We start from the raw sequence: 25,904 nt of genomic DNA, 5'->3' as shown, positions 1-25,904 counted from the left end.
TGTTGTTGTATCGTCGTCGAGTTTAAGCGAAGCTAACATCTTGTGCGATCGCTACCTCGACGTCGGTATCGTTCTGATATATTGAATAACTACTTCCATTAATGGACGTAGTCCCCGTATTACTCCAGTCGCCAGCTATTTCGACGTGGTGCCCCTTTTGTCCGCTAATCACCAATGAATTTTCTTTGCCAGTGAGGTCGTTCATGTCTCCGAAGAGCCCACTTAAGTTATCGTCGCTGAGCGTAAGTGTTGCTGAGTCAAGTGCACTGAGATCGATATGCTCAATATTCTGAATTTGGTCACTACGCAAATTAGTTAGATTAAATATTTGAGTCTCTCCAGTAAAATAAAGCGTGTCAGTGCCAGTACCGCCGTCAATTCTGGAAAAACCTAGCTCCTGAAGTTCAAACGCATCGTTGCCGGCTTCTCCAAACATAATATCCTCGCCACCATTGCTGATAATCGTGTCTCGGCCAGCGCCGCCCTTAATGACATCTTCCTTCTCGGAGCCAATCAAATTATCATTGTCTGAAGTTCCGTGAAGGGTTACGGCCTTTCCACGAAGCAGCACAGAGTTATCATTCTGATCCATATCTAGTATGACGTCATCGCTGAGATTAAAACCCACTACCTTACTGAAGCTGCCGCTTATATTATTGGCCTCGAAGATATTAAAACTATCGCCAACGCCAACTTTGAAGCCGCCATATTCTAAAACCTGTAAAGTGCCATCCAAGTGCAGATCACCATTTACGACGACTTTGTCATGTTCAGAACCAGGTTCAGTGCCGCCAATTTCAACATGAGAAATTGCCCTTTCACCGTTTGTAAAGTTTCCAGCAAATGTAAGTATGCCTGGTGATTGTCCCGCGCTAATTACACCATTGTTTTCTAACGTAACATCCGTATCGGTAGTATTGAGAGTTCCTGTACCACTGATAGTTTGGCCCGATGAATTGGTAAAAGTCGCTCCTGCAGTGTCACTTTGTACCATCAAGGTGATCCCATCTATCTCTATGCTCCCGTTATTAGTGAAATCACCTCCATTTAGCTCAATGGTACTGTTATTTGTATTAAAAATCATGGTTCCGTTGTTTGTATTATCGGTGCCATAAAGGTTAAAAGTCGTATCATCGGAAACGGTGATGGTTTGACTGACCGAATTTATAAGGGCTCCATTGAAAACGGAGCTGTTATCGTTATCGGAATTAAAGTTAATTGTGGTGTTGTTTGTGAGGGTGCCCGCGCTGTCATTAATTGTCAGAGTGCTGCCTGTAATATCAAAAATTCCGGTGTTGGTGAAAGTGTCTGAACGAATGTCCAACGTCGCTGAATTAACCAACGAAATGGCTCCAGAGGAATTGAACTCAGCACCCACGATAGTCGCATCTGCGTTTGCACTTAATGACAAGGTGTTGCTAAGCGTTACTGTGCCCTGATGGCCGAGGGTTCCCTGGGTAAGCGCTACAGGACCGGTAAGTGTTAGCGTATCTCCGCTATTTGGACCAAGCTGGCCACCGTTGATAGAAATAGTGCCGCTTAGTGTTGAATTACTATCTATAAGTAGTTGTCCACCAGTTAATGAAAGCCCCTCGCTTCCGCTAATAGCCGATACAGTGACGGAACTTGTGTTACTTCCGGCGCCACCATCAAATAATACGTTAGTTGTGCTAGCGATATCAGGAATATCAATCGTTGACCCGCTCGTCTCCGGTGCAACATTATTGTCCCAATTAGCAGCTGTAAACCAGCTGTCATCGGTGCCGCCACCATCAAATGAATACTGAGTTGTTTTAATGTCATCAATGTCGATGGCGGTATCAACAACCAATGTTGCAGAGTTACTTGTGAGCGTTTCGAACCCGCTCGCTGTGCCAGTTGAAATCCATGAGTCTACCGATGCAATCTCAAGCCCAGAGGTTTTCCTGTTTGTTGCATCAACCTTTAGAACCGAACCTCCGATTACGTCACCGGTAATATCGGCGGCGTCAACGGTTAATGTCTGATTAGAACCCTTAAGTTCAACCCATTCAAAATTCTTGTAAACGCTGGCAAAAGTTTCTTCGCCTAAATCAACCGCATTTATGTTTGCATCGATCACCAGGGTATCCGTGCCTGTGCCACCATCGACGGTGTTACCATTGGAGCTGTCTCCGGCAGAATAATTTACGGTGTCATTACCCCCGCCGGCATCGATTTTGTCGACGCCGTTACCGCCATAAATTGTGTCGTTACCATTTCCGGTGGTAATTGTGTCGTTGCCTGATCCTCCCTCGACAGTATCACTGCCTGCCCCCGTTGTGATAACATCCTGACCTGACCCTGTCTTGACGGTGTAAATCTCATTATCGGACGATGTAAAATCTACCCCGGTAGAATTAGTGGTATAGTCATAGGTTCCACCACCCGTTGGGGTAACCGTTATGCGTCCAGTATCGCTATCTCCACTATCTCCGTCATCCGGTGGGTCCGATGACTTCGGCGGTGTTCGAGGGGGGGGTGATGCCTCTGGTAAAGATGATGCCGGTGGTTGGGGTGGAGGCTCTGGCGGCAGCGGTGCGGTTGTTGAATTTCCTCCCTTAGGTTCAGAGCTAATATTTCCTAGTTCACCCTGTGTGCGATTACTGGGAGAAGGTTGTGTGGGCTTGGTATTTCCGTCTGGACCTTGTTTGTCAGGTTGTTCCGTTTCTGCCTCTGCCTCTGCCTCTGCCTCTGCCTCTGCCTCTGCCTCCGCTTCTTGACTTTCGTCGCCCTGCTCTTCGTTGGTCCCTTCGCCCTCTGGTTGTGAGCCATCACTGCCTTCAGAGCTCTCTTCGCTGCGCTCATTGCCAGAGCTATCGCCGGTTTCACTGTTTGAACTCTCTCCGTCAGCACCTTCATTTGTATTGTTCCCGGAGGTTCCAAGCTTAGTACCGCTCGAAACGCTTGCAACACTTCCATAGGCTTTTTGCAGTTGGGCCGGATTTAAAGTAAATATCGCACTTGGAGCCGAATTGATATCAGAGATTGAAGTAGTTTCACCTTGAGAACCTAGGGTGGCAGTGCCTGCGTTGGTAGATACAGTCACAGTACCGTCTAAAACTGTGATTTGGGCCCCCTCGTCGGAAATGTCCCCTGAAACTTCTGTTCCGCGAATGCCAATGGTAGCAACTGGCGTGGTAACTATCATTTTTGAATTATCTGTTTTAGCAATTTCACCAGATGCGAATACAAAAACACCTTTTAAGATAGAGAATTGGGACTGGCCTTCCTTAGTGGCGGGGTTGTACACCATTTCGTCGAGTGCCAGGCGAGCTTCATCACCTATTGCAAAAGTTGTTTTATCGGCCAGCAGCATATTGGCGGCGCTATCTTTTTCAGTCTCTATTACATCCCCTTGAAATACATTGTCTCCTTTTTTAAGCTTAACTCTAGTGCCATCGGTGCGAACCGCGAAAACCACTCCTTTTAGTTCCGCAACCACGCCAATGGGCTCTGCCGAGCTTGCTGGAACCGCATTTCCGAGTTGGGCATATTGGGTGTAAGGCGTGGGTAAAATAAATGATTTTACCAATTCGGCTCCCACCGCCTGTTTGCCATCAGGCGAGATTAGGTCCGGTTTTTCAGTTACATCGAAATAATTTTTAACTATCAGTTGGGTGCCATTCACATCCGAGAGAACTAAATCAGCGCCTCTTTTTTGGTAGGTGGCATCCAATAGGAAACTTTTATAGGGAGCCCGCACCGAAGTGCTTGCAATAGCATCAGCTACTGTAACTTTATGGTCTTCGTGCGAAGTAAACACATAGAACTTTTCCAAAGCACGAGAAACAGGCTCTTCCTTAACCATTTACGTAGAACCCCACGGAACACCCTATGTTTTCAAATTGAGACAAACTATGTCATAGATTAAATTAATAACGCGCCTTCCTGTTCGAACATGCAAGAACTATGCTCTAGATTGCTAAAAATTGGAATAATCATTCTCGTAAATATATTATTTATCTTTTAGAAAGCCCCTCATTAGAAGATATAGTGGCGATACATTTTTGCTTTGCAGGCCCTTCATGATTGTTGTGCACTCATTGGGGTCTGCATTCGACTGGAGATAGTTGCGGTTTTTTTTGGCACAACTTATTTTACGGTCTTTTTCCTTAGCGGCATCCACGACACATTTTTAATACTATGTAAGTTAAAGCTATTGTTTCAGTTGAAAACATCTAGGATGAATTCTTATGGTCCAGCGACTCTCTCATCAGGCTAAGCGAGAACAATGGGGTACGAAATTAGGCTTTGTCTTTGCCGCAATGGGTTCTGCTGTTGGTTTAGGTAATATCTGGCGGTTTCCCTACGTTGTTGGTGAAAATGGAGGGGGAGCATTTATTCTCGTTTATGTGGCCTGTATCATTATTTGTGGCCTGCCGATCATGCTTGGGGAATTAGTGATAGGCCGGACGGCTCAAAGTGATGCTGTTGGATCTTTTGGAAAGTTGGCCCCGAGACAAATCTGGTCGGTTGGGGGACTACTCGGGGTGCTTGCCGGGTTCTTTATTTTATCATTCTACAGTGTTGTTGCAGGCTGGGCTCTCAAATACCTGTTTTCTGCCGTAGGCGGTAGCTTGTGGGAAGTTAATATTGCTAGCCATGGTAAATTTTTTGGCACTTACATCTCAGAAGTTTGGGAGCCATTAATTTGGCAAGGCGCGATGATGGTGGCTACGGTCGTTATGGTTGCTCGCGGCGTGAGAAAAGGGTTGGAACAATGGAATCGGGTTTTAATACCTATTTTAGCCACATTGGTATTAGTTCTTGCTGGATATAGCATGAGTTTGGATGGTGCTGTAAAGGGGATTGCTTTTTTATTCGCCCCCGATTGGGAAAAGTTACTTGAACCTGAAATTTACATAATCGCACTGGGGCAAGCATTTTTCTCTCTCTCAATCGGTATGGCAGTATTCATTACATACGGCAGTTATCTGTCGCCAAATACGCGCTTGCCAACTTCGGCTGGAGCTATTGCGACGGGTGATACAGTTTTTGCGATTGTAGCAGGATTGGCTATTTTCCCGGCAGTATTTGCGTTTGGTTTAAGTCCCTCTGCTGGCCCTGGGCTCAGTTTTATCGTGTTGCCTGAATTATTTCAAACGATGCCTTTTGGTGAGGTTATAGGTATTCTATTTTTTCTTCTCTTAGTATTTGCGGCGCTCACTTCCATGGCTTCGTTACTAGAAGTACCAGTTTCTTTCTTTATGAGAATTTTTGACCAGAACCGTCTAAGGACTACATTCTGCGTCGGCTTTCTCATATATTCTATCGGTATTCCATCGTCCCTCGGATTTGGAGTTTTAAATGATGTTAAATGGGGCAGTAAAAGTATTATTGACGTCATGGAATTCTTTACTCTCAATCTTGCACTACCAATCGGTGGTATGTTGACTGCCCTTTTTGTAGGATGGGCGTGGCACAATCGTCCCAGCAGCGGTGTTATCGGGTTTAAAAGCCAAGTATTGGGTGCCCTTTGGCTGTGGTCGCTTCGGATTATTGCACCGATCACTGTTTGTTTTGTATTTCTGCGTAGTTTAGATTTAATCTGACTTTGAGCATTGAACGGCTGAGAGCAGGTAATATTGATTAAAAGGAACTTAAATGGCTGAAGCTATATTTGCTGCGGGATGTTTTTGGGGCGTTGAACAAGCGTTTCGTGACACCACCGGTGTATTGGAGACTGCGGTTGGGTATATTGGTGGTAATTCAAAGGACCCAACCTACGAAGAGGTTTGTACCGGGCAAACAGGACATGCTGAGGCAGTAAAGGTGCAATATGATCCCATGGAAATTAGTTTTGAGGCGCTTTTGAATGTTTTTTGGAGTTGCCACAACCCAACTCAGGTTGATCGGCAGGGTCCGGATGTGGGCACGCAATATCGGAGCGCTATTTTTTATGTTGGTGCTGATCAACGGGCCGCAGCTGAAAAGTCTAAGCGTGCGTTACAGTCCTCAGGTAAATTTGAGGCGGCAATAGCAACACAAATAGTATCCGCTGGTCATTTCTACATGGCCGAAGATTATCACCAGCAGTATTTTGAAAAACGCGGACAGCGGCCACATTTTTTTGGATTATAGGGGCAACGATTGGCGCTAAGTAAATATAGATGGATAGGGTTATTCCGAATACTTAACTTGAAATGAAGTCGACAAAAACCGTAATGCGTTTTGAACCGTTGACTACATTTCTGTGGCGCTTTTTTACTTAAAAAGTTATGCCGAGACGGATCCGTTTTTGCGTGATAATTCAAGTATAAGTGTTGTGAATCAAAAATATTATGATTATTTTAAAATTTTAATAGTAAATATTAAATAATAGTAACAATATTATTATATTTTGTATTTTTGGTATAAAAAATAGTAATGATTTGGGATTTATAAAAAATAAATCCCTATGTAAATATTATTGTAAGTGATTTATACATTATTTCATTTCCTGAAAAATAAATAAACGAGTATTTTGGGATTGATGTATTTGTTTGTGCCGAGCGACAATAAACATTCAGAGGCGATCTCATTATTGGGAGACAAAAAGTAATACAGAATTTTATACATGTATAACTTTTTTTAAATGTATCGCGTTTGGCGATAATATTGAGGTACTATTTACTGATAAAGGGCTATTTATTGATGATCTCGATATACTACCGGCTCCTGATTCAAATCTATGTATTGATGGTTTAACGTAAATATAAATATTATATTTGGTAAATATAGACGCTTCTCTTTGAATTTTATTTTCTTTCATTATACAAAGTATTACGGGCTATAACGTCAAAAATACTAACGAATTCTATAAAAAAATTTAAAAGAAATATTATATAGTAATATAATACTAAATTTTTTATGTACAAAATATTTAATAACATAAAAAAATTGACAGGGACTAATTTTGAAATAATTAAAAAGTATAGAAAAAAAATATCATCATTAACTATGTAATTAGGAATTTATTTCATTTGGAAATAAGTAATAGATCGTGTAAAAGGTGCGAATATTAATGTAATTAGATTTGTTCTGCAAAGTTTGAGTATGGATGTAATGTAGGCTGTTGATCAGAAGCAAAGTACTAAATTGATTGGTGAAAATGTTAAATATATGCAATGTCTAGGTATAGAAAAAAAATGCAATTATTATATAAATTGCCAAAAGAAAAAATAATAATTTACCTTAATTCAATATATTGTGGATTTTCAATTGGCTTTAGCAAAGTAAAAAACGCACCAATTGTAGACCTTGCCCGGAACGCCAATGTATAAAAATCTGAAATACTTGGTTTAGAATTTATTGATGAAGGAGAACGCCGAATTATTTCCACGCCTACCATGAGCTCCTCTGATCTGACGTTGACGGGGCACATTGCCGAGTTAGTACAGGTGTTTTTTAATAATAGGACTGCGCGAAGTCCACTCCTTTGTTATTAACCATACAGTATAAAGTAAAACTCTCAATTATTAAATAATAAAATAAGTATGGGATAATAAAAAAAATTATATAAATAAAATTATCAAAAAAAAATTAAAAATTAAATTTTTACGCATTTAAAAAAATTGGGAAAAAATTGTAGGTATTTAACCATTATTACGAGATCTCAATCGTTTTGACTATAATACTTGTCATCTTAATTTTGAAGGTGAAGAGGTCTATGCTGCATTTTCCCACGATCCGGTAAAATTAAAGGCCTCGCCAGACGTAATTCTTTAACAGTCACCGTGCTGTTATCGATTTCGGACTGACCAAAAAATGAATAGTAATTTCCTTAATGGCCAATTTTTGAGAAAAGCGTATGATCCTACTGACACTAATACCGCTGGGTGTAATAGACAAAGTTCCCTGCCGAATTTGTATGAAAGTGTTAGCTGTATGGTTTCCGATGCGGAATCGGCGCTAGGGGCCGGAGATATCGTTGTGGCCGAAAGTCTTCTAAGGTCGGCCCGTCCAGCGCTCCTAAAAATGGTGAAATACTTCATCTTCTAGAGCTAGCGGGTGCAAGCGGTGGGCTGGCAGATCACGTAATAGCACTTTTACGTCGGGCTGTTACATCTGATATGGATCAATCGATCTACAGGGTGGCACTCGGTGCCGTGGCGGATGATAATGGGCGACCATTGGAGGCATAGCGAGAATATAAGATTGCGTTATCCATCGATCCCATACTTGTCAAAACTCATTTCAATTTGGCCGATTTGCTTATAGAAACTCGTCGGCTAGATGATGCAGTCCATTCATATCGCGAGGCGTTGGCAGTTCAGCCTGATCTCGTTGAGGCACATTATATTCTTGGTTCGGTTCTTGATGATCTTGGGCGACACGAAGAAGCGGCAAAAGCCATGCAAAAGGCATATTAATTAGCGCCTGAACTGGTTAATGAAGAAATTCAGATATGTCATTAATGAGCCAGTGAAGGTCTTACGCGGTTTCGTCGTCATCTCTTTCCGTTTGTTTAATTTGATGAGATGTGAGATGCCCTTCGGCCTTCTCTTTCTCATTAGCTATTCTCAAGCGGTCGGCTTTATTTTGGCCACTCAAGGCGCGTTTTTCGGCTGACGCGGCTTGTTTTTGATTTCGTTCTTTACGTTTGCGAAACTCCCGCAAGTTGACGATGTTGCCCATGAGTAAATGCTCCAGCTTGATAACGACACTTACTAACTTAGCAAGTTGATTTGTAAGAGTCCCCGATGGATTGTGCAGAATCAATAAGTAATCGACGGGTAAAATGGGGAAAATGGGGAAAACTTTTATAATGCACACCTATTGAGAAGAGGTGTTATTTAATTTCTATGCTTAGACGGCAAAAGACGTTATGTCCAATATTTAGTGTTGGGAGCTAAACAAGTCTGAAACCCAAATATCCCGAGAGAAGATAAGGCAAAGAACTTTTTTTGATATTCCATCGGTTTTCATGGAGGAAGTATCACCCCAGTTTTCTAAAGGTAATATTGAATTGGTTATAATCGGTAACATTTGCTCAGTTTTCACCTGACATGAAAATGTGGTCATTGTTCGAGGGGCGCGGCGGATCGTCTCATATATGTGAAGCCTGACTGGAAGCGTGGTAATAAAAACGGTATATGTAAGAGAAAGTGTGTGAGTCAGCACACGTTATATACGCTTTAATATTCGTAGTGAGCGAGGCAGTAGTTTTAGTAATGGATTACGAGGGCTTTTTTAAGCAGAGGATACAGTCGCTTAGACGCGACGGTAACTACCGTGTTTTCGCTGACATCGAACGTGAGGCGGGTCGTTTTCCAAACGCCATTCGTCATAATGATGAGACAGCCTGCGATGTTACGGTTTGGTGTTCAAATGATTATTTGTGTATGGGCCAACATCCCAAGGTCATAGCGGCAATGACTGGTGCACTTGAGCGGTGCGGCGCTGGGGCAGGGGGCACTCGAAATATTTCGGGTACAAATCATTATCATGTGTTGCTTGAACGAGCATTGGCTGACCTCCACTGCACGGAGGCTGCGCTTTTATTCACATCCGGCTATGTCGCGAATATGACAGTTTTGTCTACTCTCGCTGCGTCGATGCCCGGGTGCGTAATTTTTTCAGATTCTCATAACCATAATTCGATGATCGAGGGTATCCGCCATAGTCGAGTTTCGAAACAAATTTTTAATCATAACGACCCAGAGGATCTTGGCCGTAAGCTCGCAGAGGTAGATCCCAGTATACCAAAAATTGTGGCTTTTGAATCTATTTACTCTATGGATGGCGATATAGCTCCAATTGCCGACCTTTGTGATGTTGCCGATGAATATGGCGCAATGACATATCTGGATGAAGTTCATGCTGTAGGTCTCTACGGGGCACGTGGTGGGGGGATTGCTGAGCGTGACGGTGTATCTCGTCGCATCACGGTGATTCAGGGAACTCTTGCTAAGGGTTTCGGTGTAATTGGGGGATATATAGCTGGTTCTGCTGCCTTAATTGATTTTATTAGGTCTTTTGGATCAGGCTTTATATTTACCACAGCGCTTCCTCCCGCGATTGCTGCCGGCGTTCTTGCCAGTATCGAGGTAGTACGTGGGCAAGAGGGGGGCGCCATGCGCGCGAAACACCAGCTAAACGCTCGTAGCTTAATGGCTAAGCTGCGAGAAGCTGGGCTTCCGGTTATGCCGTCGCAAAGTCACATTGTTCCGGTATTAGTCGGTGACCCGGTGTTATGTAAAGATGCCAGCGACATGCTACTGAATGAGTATGGGATTTATGTACAACCTATTAACTACCCTACTGTTCCAAAAGGTAAAGAACGGCTGCGCATCACACCTTCGCCTGAGCACACCGAGGAGATGATGGACGACTTAGTGTGTGCTTTAGAAAAGGTGTGGGAAAAATTAGACCTTGGCTTGCCATCATCTCGGGCCGCAGCGGAATAAACAGCTGTTGGATACTTAATAATGTATCGCGACAATACGCTTATCCCGACCGAGGCGATAAGGCTCGCTGCTCTCGGGCGTTTGATGGAAGGTTCTGTGGGTTACTCAGAATTAGCCAATGAAGTTCGCCATTTTGTAAGCTCTGTGATTGGTCCATCGTTAGACATGCTTACTCCGTCGTTAGAGTTAATTCGTCTTGAAGGGCTCGCACATAGCACTTCAAAGCCATCCCAGGGGCAGGTCTCAGAGATTGTTATCACTGCCGAGGGTCGGGAAGTTTTCAATACCCTAATGACTTCTAATGTGCGTGCCCCCGTAAATGATGTCTCTAAACTTGTGATAGCATTAAAGATGCGTTTTCTTCATCTGCTTGATAGTGACGAAAGGGCCAAACAGATTGAGATGCTTTCCTGTATGTATGAAAGTGAACTTGTTCGATTAAAACAATTAAAGTCGTTACACATCAAGGGCCGTTTCGCTGACTGGCTTGGTTTTGAAATGGCTCAATTACAAGCTCGCCTAGTATGGTTTAAAGAGCAAAATGGTTAAAGATGCTGACCTCCTGTAACGAACATTTCAGCTCCGGTCACATACGAGAAATCCTTGCTACACATGTGATATACGCAAGCCGCAACTTCCTCGGCTTTACCCATGCGATGCATTGGTATGCGATTAATTAAAGGTTCGTATTCAGCACCTATCATATCGGTTTCAATTTCACCTGGAGCGATAGCATTAACGCGAATGCCGAGGGATGCAAATTCAACAGCAAGTTCTCGGGTTAAGGCAGAGAGCGCGGCTTTCGATGTTGCGTACGCAGATCCCGCAAAAGGGTGAATTGAATGCCCAGCTATAGACGTAATATTTACCACAGCAGCCCCGCGATCTTTTGCTCCCTTGCCAAGTGCTGTTGCAAAACCTCTACTCATTGCCAAAGGTGTAAAAAAATTCAACTCAAATACACGCCGCCAAGTATTTAAATCGCCGTTCAAACACCCAAGACGTTCTTTAAACTCCGTCTTAGGAGATACAGCGGCATTATTCACAAGTGCGTGCAGCGGATCACCACCAAGAAGTCGATTGGCCTCCTCAATAAAGCGCGCAACATCTTGAGAGTTTTCTAATTCTACCGGAATATGACCATGCCAATTTGGATCGCGTTGACATGCATCGGGCACTTCATCGCGGCTGCAGGTTATTATTCGCCAGTCCTCGTCCGAGAAGCGTTTAACCGTTGCGTGTCCAATTCCGCGACTAGCGCCGGTGAGAATGAGTGTTTTTGGAAGTGTCGGCATGGTGATACTCTAAGGGTAAAGTAATGTCTTTTTCCACATCTTTCCTTCAAGTCTATAGACTTCGCGTAAGTGTAACCGAAAACACCGGTCTTGCCAGAACTCCAATGCTTGTGGCTGAAGTCTCAGGCCGCTCCAAAATGGTGGGCGTTTAATAGTCGAACCAGCAAATTTTTCTGTATGCTTAGCCACGGATTGTTCAAGGTCTGACTCATTGTTCATCGGGCGGGATTGATCTGATGCCCATGCCCCGATCTGAGATCCCCGTGGTCGGCTCTCAAAGTATATATCAGCTTCTTCATCAGATACCGGGAATAATTGCCCCTCTATTCGTACTTGGCGTTTGAGTGACTTCCAATAAAAAAGTAAAGCGGCTCTTGGTGTTGAATGAATTTCCGTGCCTTTACGACTCTCAAGATTGGTGTAAAAAACAAAGCCCTTTTGATCGTAGGCCTTCATCAACACCATTCTACTGGATGGCTGCCCATCTGCTGATACCGTAGAAACACTCATTGCTTCTGGCAGTTCTGGTTCACTTTTTTTTGCCTCTTCAAACCAGTATGAAAATTTGTCGATTGGATCTTCGCAGGTCATTTGCACTCGCATTTGAATTTCCCAAAACCATTGTATATAGCTCTCAATCTAGTTAAGTCTAATAATAAGCTTATACAAATCGATTCCAATATTCTGATGGCTAAATAATGTGTTATTACGCAAAATGTTTAATATTCTGCTATTACAGAGAAAAAGTAATCGAAGTCAAATTGAGCTGACATTAGAATTAGGTAACAAACGAGGTAAAAACATGAAGATAAAAAATTTCGCTCCTCTAATTGCAAGTATTTTCATCCTGTGTTCATGTCAAGGCGCAGGGCAAAAACAGCAGGCTGGTACCGTAATTGGTGCTGGATTGGGAGCATTGGCCGGATCACAGATTGGTGGAGGTGGCGCCGGGACGATGGCTGCCGTAGCAATTGGTGGTTTACTTGGCGCTTGGGCGGGAGGTTCCCTCGGACAATCCCTTGATGAAGCTGATCAAGTAAGACACAGTAATGCATACCAAGCGGCGCAAACTGCACCGTTGAACCAGCCGGTGAGTTGGAATAATCCTAACAGTGGTGCCTCGGGAACTGTTGTAGCAACGAGAGATGGCCGTAACCAGTCAACTGGGGCCTACTGTCGGGAATTTGAGCAAACGATTACAGTGGATGGCAAGACTGAGACTAGAAAGGGACAAGCCTGTCAGCAACCTGACGGCAGCTGGAAGGTTCTTTAAAAGACTGTTGTATCACGTATGGGAGATCGGGCGTCGGAATACTCGCTCGCGCGAGTTAATTGATAGGCGGGCTTGTGATGAAGGATCCATATAGCGTTATTGGTGTAAATAAAAACGCGACGGTTGCTGAGATCAAGAAAGCCTATCGTAGTCTTGCGAAAAAACTACATCCTGATGTCAATCCTGGTGATATTTCTGTTGAGAAACGTTTCAAAGAAGTTTCGGCAGCTTATCGGCTATTATCGGATGCCGAGCAAAGAGCAAAGTTTGATCGCGGAGAAATTAAACCCGATGGTTCTCCCGCATATGAAAACTTATTTCGCACTAATCAAGGGGCTCGGAATCGTAGCAGAAGCGAGGGCGGTTTCTCTTTTGGGCAGGGTGGCTCAGATTTTGATCTGTTCTCTGACTTGTTTGGCAACCACGCAAGCCACCGGCGGCGTCCGGCAAAAGGTCGTGATCTGTCATTTTCGTTAAACGTCTCGTTGGAGGATGCTGCTAAAGGCTTAAAACATCGAATAAAAATATCAGGTAATAAGGTTCTTGATGTAAAAGTTCCTCCTGGTACTACAGATGGTCAAGTGCTTCGGCTAAAAGGGCAGGGAGAACCCGGTGTTTTTGGCGGGCCGGTGGGAGACGCGATGGTAACTATTCGTTTAGATACCCACCCATTCTTCACTCTCAACGGGCGTGACATTTATCTTATTGCTCCAATCAGTTTAGATGAAGCGGTTTTGGGAGCAAAAATTACTGTCCCTACAATCGATGGTAAGGTCGCACTCAGTGTGCCGAAGAATACAAGTTCAGGCCTCAAACTGAGGCTTCGAGGAAAGGGTTTAGCCCCGAAGGGAAAAAAAGCCGGAGATTTGATCGTTACCCTTAATATAGTTCTTCCAGATCCTGTTGACTTAGAACTGGAGGCTTTCATAAATAAATGGACGGGCGGAGAAGGTGAAAAATTGCGAAAAAAACTTGGACTTAATGACTAGATTATTACCATTCACGGAAAATTGAGATTTTGTCGCTCGTTTAGGGCAATAATTTACGTCCACGGTTGGGCGCTCAGTCACTGCGAAAATCGAATTATCGCACCCATTATCCTAAATTGCTCCCCAAAGTCGTTTGCATAAGAATTGTTACTTTGTTTGATCGAAGCATTTTTTACTGCTAGAATAAAGAGTCGCAGCAGCTTTATTATGTGCTTAGGAACTTGGCGGCAGGTTTGATCAAGCATTGGAAATCATTTAGCTTGATTTGCGTTGAACATCTTTGACCGAGATCACTATGTGGTTAAAATGGGTTTCGGTTGTCTAGCAAACCTATTGTTCTGTGTTTTTGGGAGTAGAATTTGAGCAATCCGACGAATTTGATGGCAGGTAAGCGTGGCTTGGTGATGGGGGTTGCCAATGATCGGTCAATTGCTTGGGGTATAGCAAAAACGCTTGCCGAGCATGGGGCTGAACTGGCTTTTTCCTATCAGATTGATCAGCTCGAACGGCGGGTTCGTCCACTCGCAGAATCCATTGGTTCGGACATGCTTATTAAATGCGATGCATCAGATGATGACGCACTAGATAGTCTCTTTGCCAACATAGAGAAGAAATGGGGTAGGCTTGATTTTATAGTGCACGCTATTGCGTTTTCCGACCGCAATGAATTGACTGGTAAATATGTGAATACCAGCCGAGATAATTTCCAACTCACAATGGACGTGTCCTGTTATTCATTAACAGCGCTCTGCCAACGAGCCCAGGAATTAATGTCCGATGGAGGAAGTATAATTACTCTTACCTACTACGGTTCAGAGCGTGTTATGCCCCATTACAATGTGATGGGTGTCGCCAAGGCTGCTTTGGAGGCGAGTGTCCGCTACCTAGCGGTTGATCTGGGCGCACAAGGAATACGAGTTAATGCTATTTCTGCAGGTCCCATTAAGACCCTCGCCGCTTCGGGCATTGGAGACTTTCGTTATATACTCAAGTGGAACGAACTGAATTCTCCGCTTAAACGTAATGTGAGTCTTGACCAAGTGGGGCAATCGGCTTTGTATTTTTTATCCGATCTCAGTTCAGGGGTCACTGGTGAGGTTCATCACGTTGACTCTGGCTACCATATGGTGGGTATGGTGGCAGTCGATGCTGCTGAAGAAGTTGGCAAACTGCTGAATGGCCTGAAGCCCAAGGACAAATAAATGTCTAAAAATAGTTTTGGCCGGCTGTTTCGGTTTACTACTTGGGGAGAAAGTCATGGGCTCGCAATTGGTTGTACCGTTGACGGGGTGCCCCCAAGACTTCCGTTGCAAGAGCTAGATATACAGCATTGGCTTGATAAGCGCCGACCAGGTCAGTCTAGGCACACAACCCAACGTCGAGAACAAGATCAGGTGAAAATTCTTTCAGGTGTTTTCGATGGTATGACTACTGGAACACCAATAAGCCTACTAATTGAAAACACAGACCAGCGGTCCCGGGATTATGGGGAAATCAAGAACAAGTATCGGCCGGCTCATGCTGATATAACCTACGATCGTAAGTACGGGATTCGTGACTATCGAGGTGGAGGGCGTTCCTCGGCCCGTGAAACGGCAATGCGCGTGGCTGCAGGTGGGATTGCGCGGAAAGTGCTTGGAAAAAATGTCGTAATTCGCGCCGCACTTGTTCAAGTGGGTCAATTAAAAGTTGACCGTGACCAATGGAATTGGGGAGAGGTCGACAAAAATCCATTCTTTTGTCCCGACGCGAAAAAAGTCGCAGAGTGGGAGAGTTTGATGGATAAAACACGCAAAGACGGTTCGTCGCTTGGAGCTGTCATAGAAGTGGTAGCGTGCGGCGTTCCTGCTGGTTGGGGTGAGCCCATTTATGGTAAACTTGACGCTGAGCTTGCGGCATCCATGATGAGTATTAATGCTGTTAAAGCCGTGGAAATAGGTGCAGGGATGGAGGCGGCCTGTCTTAGAGGTGAGGAAAATGCAGATGAGATGCGGTTAGGGAATGACGGTGAAGTTGTTTTCTTGTCGAATCATGCTGGTGGGGTTCTCGGAGGAATATCATCCGGCCAGGACATTGTGGTGCGGTTTGCTGTTAAGCCGACAAGCTCTATTCGTATTCCAAGACGAACCGTTACATCGGATGGTGATGAGGTGGAAGTTTCAACAAAGGGGCGACACGATCCTTGCGTTGGGATCCGAGCAGTGCCAGTGGGTGAAGCGATGATGGCCTGCGTTTTGGCTGACCAGATGCTGCGTCATAAAGCACAGTGCGAATAAATACTTAATTGTAGACACGCCCTTTCCATTCACCGCCTCTTTTAAGGTAAAAACGACGCGCTGAGTCAATAGTCATCAATAGATAAATGAGTCCGGTAACTGGAAGTAGAAGGCCATACAAGGATTTGACATTGTATAGTCTCAAAGTGGGCCGATATGTGTAGACCATGATGCCCCATGCGCATCCAGAGAAAAGCAGTGGTAAAGTTAAATCATGCAAGAATGCAAAACAAAACACCAATGGTGGAGCTACATAAACAACAGTCATCCCTATTATTGCTAGAAATAACAACACAAGGGAATGGTGAAGTTGTGTATATGCTGAACGTGTAACCATGCGCCAGATTTCCGCCAAGTTGCAATAGGCGCGAATGCTTCTGGTAGTTGTTGAAAGACCGAGCCATATCGAGCCATTATCTTTCAATTTACGAGCTAATGCACAGTCATCAATAATAGCTGATTTGATGGATGTAAATTGGCCTATTTTGTCCATAGCTGCTTTCCTAACCAACATACAGCCACCGGCTGCTGCAGCAACATGGCTATTCGAGTCGTTGACCCTATTAAAGGGAAACAGCTTTTGAAAGAAAAAAATGAATGCAGGTATTAAAAGCCAATCCCAAAGACTATGACATCGAAGTTTGACCATCAAAGAGACAAGATCCAACCTATCTTTTTCGGCCTTCGTAACAAGACGAGTAAGGTTGCCGGCATCATGATATACGTCAGCATCAGATAAAAGGTAATATTTGGCCTTTTTTTTGATGGTGCTATTTATTCCTTGTTGTAGGGCCCACACCTTGCCTGCCCAAGCGCTTGGAAGTTGTTTGCCAGAGATGATTTTGACTTTATCACCCCCCTCGAACTGTGCTGCGGCACTCTGAGCAACTTTGATTGTTGCATCACTGCTCGCGTCATCAATTAAAATTATTGAAAGTTCACCTTGATAATCTTGTTTTAATAATGAGCCTATGCAGCTGGCAACAACATCCTCTTCATTTCTTGCTGGTATTAATGCGATTATCGAAGGTAGGCTGATGGTGTCCCCATCTATCGGCAAACTTTCTAGGCGCTGATCGGCGAGCCAAAAATGGAATCGAAATAACCAAAGGTAAAGCCAAGCCCCCAAGGTAGTAATGCTAAAAATCCAAAGAAAAAGCTCAATATTGTTCATAGTGTGCGGCTTATCGGTAAGAGATAAATGACATACAGCTTAGAGGTCCATTCAGGATAACATCTGAAGTCTAGCAGGTTTAGACAGTTCGTAGGAGTACTGATATTTCGATATTTTCGTTTCAATACATCTCATTGTAAAATGAATAAAAACTGACTTGGTCTAGAGTGTTGCACTAGATGTATCCAAAAAATAAGTTTTCACTATTAACTGAAAAATCAGCCGCGGATTTAGCTACAGAATTATTGCCTCTTTCGGGCGCCAACACATTGGATGTGGGCTGTGGTACAGGAGAATTTTCATGTTTTTTATCTCGGCACGGTGCTAACGTTTCGGGGATTGATCCAAATCCCGAACGTATTTCTGCGGCTTCAGCTCAGGCCCGTTCAATGGGTTTGCGTGTAAATTTTTATGAGGGGTTCGCCGAAAACCTGCCATTTGCAAATGACGAATTTGATATTGTAATCTTCTCGAATTCTTTACACCACGTCGATATTGAAATGATACCCAAAGCTCTGGCTGAGGCAGAAAGAGTACTCTCAAAATTGGGTTTTCTTTACATTATGGAACCAGTCCCTTCTGGTGGTTATTTTAACACTGCTCAACCTGTTGTTGATGAAACCCACATTCGTTCAGTCGCGTACGACAATATTCAGGGTTTGGACCGAAATTTCTTTACTTCGGTACAGGAGGTTTTTGTATCGACACCAAAAATGCATTACGATTTTTCAGACTTTTTGAGCACGCAGACCGCGCGCAATCCACAGCGGGCTAAATTATACGAAAGGCATAGACGTGAGGTAGAACTGAGATTTAGAAGGAATGCAAAAAAAGTTCCTGAAGGTTTTGTTTTAGATGCAGCAATTCGAATAAATTTGTTCAGAAAAAACGAAAATCGAGGTTGCCCAGTGGAGGTATAATTTATTTCAATGGGAGACTGTAATTTATGGCTAGAAATGGAATATTTTCGTAAATCATTTAAAACTAGATCTTGAATAACTGCTCACAAAAATTTGGATTTATTTTTTTATAATATTTTTGGCTCTGGCGCACGGTGTATCTATAGTTGACATCGTTACCCGGAAAAAGAAGCAGCCATAAAAAATTCTTTGTTACCTTTAGGGCCAGTGATGGGACTTTCTGTAATTCCAAGTACCTTCCAATTCCTTTGATTGTTAACCCACTCTTTTATTTCCATGCAGACACGTGTATGAATTTTGGGGTCACGCACAACGCCTCCCTTCCCAACCTCTGACCGTTGTACTTGGAATTGAGGTTTAATTAATGCAATAAGGTTGCAACCGTTAGCTGCGAGTTTGAGAGATGGTGGCAAAATTTTTTCCAATCCTATAAAGCTAGCATCACAACTGATAATATTCACTGCGTTTGGGATCAAATCTGAGGTCAAGTAACGCGCATTAAACCCCTCAAACACTTCGACCCGCTCATCTATCCTAAGAGACCAGTCAAGTTGTCCTTTCCCGACATCAACAGAAAAAACCTTTTTGGCATTATTTCTGAGTAACACATCGACAAATCCGCCAGTAGATGAGCCTATATCTAAGCAAATTTGACCCTTTGGTTTAATTCCGAAGTGTTGAATGGCATGACTTAATTTGATCCCGCCTCGTGATACAAAAGGGTGGTCTTTTCCCTTAATATCTATGCGAGTGTCTGGTGATAAGAGAGTGCCAGCCTTCTCTATTCTCTTCTCACCGGAGAAGACTACCCCAGACATTATAAGAGCTCGTGCTTTGGTGCGATTTGAGGCAAGTCCATTCGCTACAAGTATTTTGTCCGCGCGTTCGCCTTTGGCCATAAAAAAAGTTACCCGTTAGTTGCGTCGAGCTATGACAAACTCTGCTGTTGCACGGAGCAGATTTGCGCGATCATCAAATGACTCCAAATGACCTACTGCGCGGCTTGCAATGCTCTCAGCCTCTTTACGCGCACCATCCACTCCAAGAATTGAAACAAAGGTAGCTTTTCCAGCATTATTGTCTTTTCTCACAGCTTTGCCTGTCTCCTCTATATTTCCTTCAATATCGAGCAAATCATCGGCTATCTGAAAAGCCAAACCAAGATCATTGGCATAGGCTATGAGGGCTCCTCTTTCCTCGTCGCTTGCTTTCCCCAAAATAGCGCCTGCCTCACATCCGTACTCAATAAGCGCCCCTGTTTTCAATCGTTGCAAGTGGGTGATATCTTCAAGATTTAGTTCTTTTTTTTCAGCTTGGAGGTCCTTCATTTGTCCACCAACCATTCCGCGGACGCCTGACGCCCTAGCTAACATATTCACTAATTCGATTCGTATTTCAGAATCCCGATGTGTCTCAGGCTGTGCGATAACTTCAAAGGCTAATGTAAGTAAAGCGTCGCCTGCAAGTATTGCTGTTGCCTCATCAAATGCTTTATGCAGCGTTGCCTTTCCACGCCGCAGGTCATCATCATCCATGGCTGGCAAATCGTCATGAACAAGTGAATAACAGTGGATTAACTCTAATGCGGCGCCCGTGCGGAGGGAGTTAATTTCGCTTACCCCAAACAAACCAGCGCTCTGCTTTACTAAAAAGGGGCGTAGCCGTTTGCCTCCACCTAAAGCGGTGTAGCGCATTGCTTCATAGATACGATCTCCCGCTGACCTATCTGGAGTTAAAATCGTATCAAGCATGACTTCCACATTATCGGCCGTATTAGTAAGGGCAGCTTTAAGGTTGCTCATGATGTCTCAATATCAGCTGGTGTGATTACGGGTTGGCCGTCACGATCGAGCGAAATCTTGTCAATGCGGGTTTGTGCTGAGCGTAACTTTTCTTCACAGTGCTTCTGCAAGGCCGCGCCTCGTTCGTAAGAATCAATTGACTCGTCCAGTTTGCTGCTACCAGATTCGAGGTCACGAACAATTGATTCAAGCTCCTCAAGGGCATCCTCAAAAGACATTTCCGAAATACTTGTTTTCTTTGCGGCCATATTTGCCTCCCTCATGCAATCAGCCTTTTTAATGTTTGCAATCTTAATTGCACCACCCGAATGACGCAATCAAATGTCTTTACCCAGCATCTATTAATGCAGCCACATGGGCAGCGGCACTGCGACCTAGCGATTCAAGGTGGTAACCTCCTTCAAGCGTCGACACCAAACGACAGTGGCAATACTCAGCAGCTATGGCACAAAGCTTATTAGTCACCCAATAGTAATCATCATCTATAAAGTTTAGTGAAGCTAAGGGGTCATCTGAATGTGCATCAAAGCCAGCAGAAATGAGCAACAAATCTGGTAAAAATTCACGCAGTGCTGGGAACACAATGTTTTCCATCGCATTGCGGAATTCTTCGGAACCTGCATATGGCTTAAGTGGAACATTTATGACGTTACCGGCTACCCCCCGCTCGTTTTGATTTCCGGTACCTGGATATAATGGCGATTGATGGGTTGAGCCAAAAAATAAATTAGGATCATTCCAAAATGCAGCTTGTGTTCCGTTACCGTGGTGAACGTCGAAGTCAATTACTGCAACACGTTCTAAACCGTGAACACAGCGAGCATGTGCCGCTCCCACCGCCACATTATTGAAAAAACAAAAACCCATAGCACGAGAATACGTAGCGTGGTGCCCTGGGGGACGAATAGCGCAAAATGCATTTTTTGCTTTCTCTGCCATAATTGAATCGATCGCGGCACAGACAGAGCCAGCGGCTCGTAATGCTGCTTCGTACGAGCCGACACTTGTGTAAGTATCGTTATCAAAAACGGCGGCACCCCTTTCCTTCATTTCCGCGAGCGCCCACGTGACATAGGAATAGTCGTGCACTCGAACAATTTGCTCAACAGTTGCTAGAGGTGGCTGGCAATATTTAAGGGTTTTGAAATTTGGCGCATCAAGTGCCGACAATATTGCGCTAAGTCTCTCAGGGCATTCCGGGTGACCAACGTGCGGATTATGGCCAAAGCAAGCATCATGAGAATATAAAACAGTAGTCATATAAATATAATGGCCTAAATTAAAAGCATATCAATGTATTACTTAATTAATATATGGTTGCTAGATAATACGTCTCAAAGTCCTAAGGTTGAAGATGGAAGATTGCGCGGAATATGTTGCGATTCAATAAAAGATTTCTCTTAATCGTCTTCCTGGTTTTTGGCATTTTTAATGCTGTGTCAGGAGAAACAGTTTTAGCGAGTGAAAAAAAAGATACGCGTGCGAGAATATTTGTTGAAACGGTTGCGAAGAGCAGAGTTACCGAGACGGCTCCGGTTATCGGCAGATTTGTTGCTCTTCAGCGTGGTGCTGTCGCCGCTCGGGTGAGAGGTACAGTTGCAGAAGTGCTTGTAGATGTTGGCACGCGGGTTAAAGCCCAGGAGGTGCTTGCTAAACTTGATGTTAGCCGCCTAGATACAGCCAAATTGATTAACGAAGCAAGGCTGAAAGAGGCAGATGGCTCACTTAGAGCTGCCCGCGCACAGTTAAAGTTGATAGGTGAGGAATTGCGGCGTAACAAAAAACTAAGGGGGTCCGCAGCTTTCTCGAGGGCACGTTTGATTGATAAACGCAACGAATATACGAAGTTTGAAAGTGAAGTAGCGGAAAAAGAAGCCGCAGTCTCTAGCGCTAAAGCCAATCTTCGAATGGCCGAAATTGACTTGAACTATGCTAATATCCGAGCGCCTTATGACGGTGTTGTGGCTGAACGCCATGTTTCACTCGGAAACTTCGTTCGCGTTGGCGACGCAGTCGTAACTTTGGTAAATGACGCTGACCTTGAGGTTGAGGTGAATGTTCCTCAATCCCGGCTTAAAGGTATCGTTCCAGGTACTAAAGTGACAATTCGCTTCGGTAATGGATTATTTAGCGAAGCGGTGGTCAGAGCGATAGTGCCAGAGGAAGATCCCTCAACCCGTACGCGATCAGTTCGGTTAGTTCCAGATATCAATGATAGATTTACTAACGGGTCACTAGCAGCAAATCAGTCTGTTACCATCGACGTTCCCATTGCTCAATCAAAGGATATGACGACTGTTCACAAGGACGCTATTATCGTTAGCGGTCAGTCATATTTTGTTTATGTCATTAAAGATGGGAAAGCTTGGCGTCGCAATATAAACTTGGGCCAAGCGGTTGCCGATCGGTTTGTCATCATCTCCGGGCTTAAGGATGGTGAAATTGTAGCCACAAGGGGTAATGAGAAGCTCAAGCCTGGCAAGAAAATAAAAATAGTAGAAAAATAACGGGGGAGTCGATGGACATTATCCAATTGGCGATTCGCCGCCCCATGGCTGTGATTGCAGCAGTAATCATGGTTGTTCTTTTTGGTGTTGCTTCTTTGAGTTCGATTCCGATACAGCTTTCACCAGATATAACCAAGCCCGTTATAACGATAGTGACACAATGGCCTGGCGCGGCACCAGCCGAAGTGGAGCGTGAGATCATCAACGAGCAAGAAGAAACGCTGACAGGTCTACCGGGATTAAGTCGTATTACAAGTAGGGCAGAGACATCCCGTGGTAGGATTGAGTTGGAGTTTGAGATTGGAACTGATATGGACAAGGCTTTACTGCTTGTGTCCAATCGTCTCGATAGAGTGCGTGACTATCCCAATGAGGCGCAGGAGCCAAAATTGCGTCGGTCGGGAGAGGATGATGACAGGATTGCCTGGTTTCACATGTCTCGTATGGAAGGAAATACAACTCCGATACACCATTTTGGGGACTATGCCGAAGATGTAATTCGCGACCGTCTCGAACGCGTTCCTGGTGTTGGGACTGTTGGGGTGCGCGGTGGTGGCACACTGGAAATGAGGGTAATCATACAGCCTGAGAAAATGGCGCAATATGGACTTACTGTGCCTGAAATACTCACCAAGCTTCGACTGGCTAACATCTCCGTTACAGCTGGTGATGTGCAGGAGGGAAAACGGCGTTATGTGGTTCGCACAGATGGAGAATTTCGTAGTACTGAAAAAGTAGGTAGTGTTGTGCTTCGTGCTGCGCGTGATAAACAAACTGGCCGAACTGCAAGGGTACTAGTCTCTGATATTGCAGATATCAAGTTTGGATACTCTAGCCCCATCCACCGGATACGTACCAATGGGGAGCCGGCTATCGCAATGTTCGCCACCCGTGAGTCTGGTTCTAATATTGTAGAAACGATGAAGGGAATCCGGAAAGCTGTCAAAGAGATTGCTGAAGATGCGGCCAAGCAGGAAGGATTAAACTTTCGGCAATTATATGATGAAACCGTTTACATTGACTCTGCGATTAATCTTGTTGTGCAGAATATATGGATCGGGGGTATATTTGCTGTCGGTATTTTATTTCTTTTTTTGCGATCAGGAAGAGCAACCCTGGTTATAGGGATCGCTATACCGGTTTCGGTGGTTTCCGCCTTTGTGGCCATGGCGATACTTGGTCGCTCCATCAATGTTGTTTCTTTAGCAGGCATTGCTTTTTCGGTGGGCATGGTGGTTGATGCCGCGATAGTCGTTCTTGAAAATATTTACAGATTACGTCAGCGTGGCGAGCCCGCTTCTGTTGCAGCCCTTGTTGGGGCGAAACAGGTGTGGGGGGCAATTATGGTTTCTGTTGTTACTACTGTCGCCGTGTTTATTCCACTTTTATTAATGGAGCGTACAGCAGGCCAGATTTTTCGTGACATTGCAGTTGCAATTTCAGTCGCGGTGACATTATCACTCATAGTTTCGATCACTCTGATACCTTCACTCTCCAACCGTTTGCTAGCCCATGATGGTACTAGCAAAGGAAGCAGGTATAAAATTCCATTAATCGATGCCTTTGGACGTTGGTTTGTTGCTGAGGTTCTAAAGCTGACAAACAAAATAACTGAAAGCCGCCGCCGCGCTTTCGGCGTGGTTGCTGGAGTGACTGGTTTTTGCGCTTTTTTTGCCTGGATACTGTTACCGTCTTTGGAATATTTACCCGAGGGAAATCAAAATTTAGTAATTGGTTATATTTATTCGCCAGCTGGTTACAATCTCAAAAGTGTCACTGAGATGGCAACTCGTATGGAAGAAAAAATAAAACCTAATCTTGCCTCAATTTCTGGGCCTCATGCTGATGTTGAGAGCCCTCCGAAATTGAAATATTTTTTCTTTTTGGCATTTCGGCAACGTACAATTGTTGGTGCTAGAGGTATGGATCCAGAGCGTGCGCGAGAAATGGTTCCATTACTCCGTGATTCTGTGAAAGACGAGCCTGGGACGAAAAGTACATTTCGGCAGTCTTCAATCTTCGGCCGCAGAGCTGGTGGTACCCGCAGTATCAACATTGATATAAAAGGTCCTGTGCTTGAGGATATCTCACAGGTAGCCCAGCGTATTTCAGAAGTGATAGAAGAACATCTGCCGAACTCGCAAGTTCGTGCACGACCGCGCATTGAGGTGGGAGAGCCGGAAATCCGCGTATTACCCGATCCTATTCGCCTTGCTGACAATGGTATATCCACGAAAGATTTAGCACTGTCTGTTGATGCTTTTAATGATGGAGTTAGGATCGCTGAGATTAATGTTGGTGGCAAAATAATTGATTTAATACTAATGGGCCCCGAAACCGATGTTGGCACCACTCAAGCGATACAAAATCTACCAGTCGTTGTAAGTTCCGGAAAAATTTTACCGGTGTCATCTTTAGCAAAGGTTCAAGTCACTACCGGTCCTACCGCTATATGGCATCGTGAACGCCAACGCGCTATTACAGTGCGGGTTCGACCCGCTAATGATATTGCCCTAGGGGATGCAATAAATATCGTACGTGACAAAGTGCTTACGCAAGTCACAGGTGAAGGGTTACCGCCGGGAATCCGTTTCCAGCTTACGGGGACAGCTAAAGAATTAAATGCCACTGCCGCCGAATTAAAGTGGGACTTAATTTTAGCTCTAGCCATTGTATTCCTTTTAATGGCGGTGCTATTCGAAAGTTTCGTATATCCATTAATTATTGTTTTTTCTGTTCCGCTTGCTGCTGCCGGAGGTGTTTTGGGACTTACCATCTTACGTCTGTTTGATAGCGAGCAGCGGCTAGATATGCTGACAATTCTAGGGTTTGTCATTCTCATTGGCATAGTTGTTAATAATGCAATCTTAATTGTTCATCAGGCTTTGCATCATTACCGTGAAGAAAAAATGGAATGCCAAGAGGCGGTTATGGAGGCCACCCGCAATAGAATTCGTCCCATTTTTATGTCAACCCTCACCAGCGTTTTTGGCATGTTACCGCTTGTTTTATTTCCGGGTGCAGGATCCGAAATTTATCGTGGATTGGGTTCGGTGGTTGTTGGCGGATTATCTTTTTCTGCGATACTTACGCTTGCTATTGTACCGCCATTACTGAGCATAGTAATGCAAACTGTTGAAAATTCACGAGTTAACAGAGCTAAGAATAAGGTAAGCTCTTAACGGTTGCAGGCTGCTAACATTCCTGGAAGAAAATATTTTTTAAAAATATTAATTAGACCTAACACCAAAAATTTGAG

General features: G+C 44.2%; 22 protein-coding genes. 13 read left to right on the top strand and 9 right to left on the bottom strand.

Annotated features, from left to right (window positions below; genetic code table 11):
* Positions 1–22 precede the first annotated feature (22 nt).
* On the bottom strand, positions 23–3,829 hold the full coding sequence (locus tag VX941_11125) for a FecR domain-containing protein (GenBank protein ID MEE2933953.1): 3,807 nt from the start codon (positions 3,827–3,829) through the stop codon (positions 23–25).
* A gap of 385 nt (positions 3,830–4,214) precedes the next feature.
* Between VX941_11125 and VX941_11120 the strand changes: the two genes are divergently transcribed.
* From VX941_11120 to VX941_11105, 4 genes are all read left to right on the top strand, one after another.
* A complete protein-coding gene (locus VX941_11120) occupies positions 4,215–5,573 on the top strand; it encodes a sodium-dependent transporter (GenBank protein ID MEE2933952.1) in 1,359 nt (452 codons plus the stop codon).
* Positions 5,574–5,625: 52 nt separating this feature from the next.
* Entirely contained in the window at positions 5,626–6,102 is a 477-nt protein-coding gene (gene msrA / locus VX941_11115; protein ID MEE2933951.1) for a peptide-methionine (S)-S-oxide reductase MsrA, read from the top strand.
* 1,665 nt (positions 6,103–7,767) lie between these two features.
* The gene (locus VX941_11110) at positions 7,768–8,001 is read left to right on the top strand and encodes a hypothetical protein (protein MEE2933950.1); all 234 of its coding nucleotides are present in this window, start codon (positions 7,768–7,770) and stop codon (positions 7,999–8,001) included.
* 155 nt (positions 8,002–8,156) lie between these two features.
* Entirely contained in the window at positions 8,157–8,372 is a 216-nt protein-coding gene (locus tag VX941_11105; GenBank protein MEE2933949.1) for a tetratricopeptide repeat protein, read from the top strand.
* Between the two features lie 61 nt (positions 8,373–8,433).
* On the opposite strand, the gene VX941_11100 is transcribed toward VX941_11105, so the two are convergent.
* The gene (locus VX941_11100) at positions 8,434–8,637 is read right to left on the bottom strand and encodes a DUF4169 family protein (GenBank protein MEE2933948.1); all 204 of its coding nucleotides are present in this window, start codon (positions 8,635–8,637) and stop codon (positions 8,434–8,436) included.
* A gap of 536 nt (positions 8,638–9,173) precedes the next feature.
* On the opposite strand from VX941_11100, the gene hemA reads away from it, so the two are divergent.
* Together hemA and VX941_11090 are read left to right on the top strand one after the other, a co-directional pair.
* A complete protein-coding gene (gene hemA / locus VX941_11095) occupies positions 9,174–10,409 on the top strand; it encodes a 5-aminolevulinate synthase (protein MEE2933947.1) in 1,236 nt (411 codons plus the stop codon).
* A 21-nt stretch (positions 10,410–10,430) separates the two neighbouring features.
* Positions 10,431–10,958: a hypothetical protein gene (locus tag VX941_11090; GenBank protein MEE2933946.1), complete on the top strand. Its 528-nt coding sequence runs from the start codon at positions 10,431–10,433 to the stop codon at positions 10,956–10,958.
* Here VX941_11090 and VX941_11085 read toward each other — a convergent pair.
* Complete coding sequence (locus VX941_11085) at positions 10,955–11,704, bottom strand: SDR family oxidoreductase (GenBank protein MEE2933945.1); 750 nt, start codon at positions 11,702–11,704, stop codon at positions 10,955–10,957. The two genes, VX941_11090 and VX941_11085, sit on opposite strands and share 4 nt — an antisense overlap.
* A gap of 9 nt (positions 11,705–11,713) precedes the next feature.
* A complete protein-coding gene (gene pdxH, locus VX941_11080) occupies positions 11,714–12,307 on the bottom strand; it encodes a pyridoxamine 5'-phosphate oxidase (GenBank protein MEE2933944.1) in 594 nt (197 codons plus the stop codon).
* 199 nt (positions 12,308–12,506) lie between these two features.
* Between pdxH and VX941_11075 the strand changes: the two genes are divergently transcribed.
* The 4 genes from VX941_11075 to aroC all read left to right on the top strand — a co-directional run bounded on the left by VX941_11075 (position 12,507) and on the right by aroC (position 16,242).
* On the top strand, positions 12,507–12,977 hold the full coding sequence (locus VX941_11075) for an RT0821/Lpp0805 family surface protein (protein ID MEE2933943.1): 471 nt from the start codon (positions 12,507–12,509) through the stop codon (positions 12,975–12,977).
* A gap of 77 nt (positions 12,978–13,054) precedes the next feature.
* Positions 13,055–13,966 (top strand): J domain-containing protein, encoded by a 912-nt coding sequence (locus VX941_11070; protein MEE2933942.1) that lies wholly within the window; start codon positions 13,055–13,057, stop codon positions 13,964–13,966.
* A gap of 380 nt (positions 13,967–14,346) precedes the next feature.
* Positions 14,347–15,168 carry an enoyl-ACP reductase FabI gene (fabI, locus tag VX941_11065; GenBank protein MEE2933941.1) on the top strand — a complete coding sequence of 274 codons (822 nt, stop codon included), beginning with the start codon at positions 14,347–14,349 and terminating at the stop codon, positions 15,166–15,168.
* Positions 15,169–16,242, top strand: coding sequence for a chorismate synthase (aroC, locus tag VX941_11060; GenBank protein MEE2933940.1), 1,074 nt, complete (start codon positions 15,169–15,171; stop codon positions 16,240–16,242).
* Between the two features lie 4 nt (positions 16,243–16,246).
* Here the strand turns inward: aroC and VX941_11055 are convergent, their stop codons facing one another.
* Complete coding sequence (locus VX941_11055; GenBank protein MEE2933939.1) at positions 16,247–17,416, bottom strand: glycosyltransferase; 1,170 nt, start codon at positions 17,414–17,416, stop codon at positions 16,247–16,249.
* Between the two features lie 179 nt (positions 17,417–17,595).
* Here VX941_11055 and VX941_11050 point away from each other — a divergent pair, with 179 nt between their 5' ends.
* Positions 17,596–18,336: a class I SAM-dependent methyltransferase gene (locus tag VX941_11050; GenBank protein MEE2933938.1), complete on the top strand. Its 741-nt coding sequence runs from the start codon at positions 17,596–17,598 to the stop codon at positions 18,334–18,336.
* Between the two features lie 155 nt (positions 18,337–18,491).
* Here the strand turns inward: VX941_11050 and VX941_11045 are convergent, their stop codons facing one another.
* The 4 genes from VX941_11045 to VX941_11030 all read right to left on the bottom strand — a co-directional run bounded on the left by VX941_11045 (position 18,492) and on the right by VX941_11030 (position 21,398).
* Positions 18,492–19,235 carry a TlyA family RNA methyltransferase gene (locus tag VX941_11045; GenBank protein MEE2933937.1) on the bottom strand — a complete coding sequence of 248 codons (744 nt, stop codon included), beginning with the start codon at positions 19,233–19,235 and terminating at the stop codon, positions 18,492–18,494.
* A 15-nt stretch (positions 19,236–19,250) separates the two neighbouring features.
* The gene (locus tag VX941_11040) at positions 19,251–20,138 is read right to left on the bottom strand and encodes a farnesyl diphosphate synthase (GenBank protein MEE2933936.1); all 888 of its coding nucleotides are present in this window, start codon (positions 20,136–20,138) and stop codon (positions 19,251–19,253) included.
* Positions 20,135–20,386: an exodeoxyribonuclease VII small subunit gene (locus VX941_11035; protein MEE2933935.1), complete on the bottom strand. Its 252-nt coding sequence runs from the start codon at positions 20,384–20,386 to the stop codon at positions 20,135–20,137. Before VX941_11035 ends, VX941_11040 begins: the two co-directional genes overlap by 4 nt.
* Before the next feature lie 79 nt (positions 20,387–20,465).
* Positions 20,466–21,398 carry a histone deacetylase family protein gene (locus tag VX941_11030; protein MEE2933934.1) on the bottom strand — a complete coding sequence of 311 codons (933 nt, stop codon included), beginning with the start codon at positions 21,396–21,398 and terminating at the stop codon, positions 20,466–20,468.
* A 113-nt stretch (positions 21,399–21,511) separates the two neighbouring features.
* Here VX941_11030 and VX941_11025 point away from each other — a divergent pair, with 113 nt between their 5' ends.
* Both VX941_11025 and VX941_11020 read left to right on the top strand, forming a co-directional pair.
* The gene (locus tag VX941_11025; GenBank protein MEE2933933.1) at positions 21,512–22,645 is read left to right on the top strand and encodes an efflux RND transporter periplasmic adaptor subunit; all 1,134 of its coding nucleotides are present in this window, start codon (positions 21,512–21,514) and stop codon (positions 22,643–22,645) included.
* Between the two features lie 11 nt (positions 22,646–22,656).
* Entirely contained in the window at positions 22,657–25,827 is a 3,171-nt protein-coding gene (locus VX941_11020) for an efflux RND transporter permease subunit (GenBank protein MEE2933932.1), read from the top strand.
* The last annotated feature ends 77 nt before the right edge of the window (positions 25,828–25,904 follow it).

The sequence above is a fragment of the Pseudomonadota bacterium genome (assembly GCA_036339585.1).
GTDB lineage: Bacteria > Pseudomonadota > Alphaproteobacteria > UBA8366 > UBA8366 > UBA8366.
The sequence above is the reverse complement of the archived record's forward strand: the minus strand, read 5'-3'. Positions and strand labels throughout refer to the sequence as shown.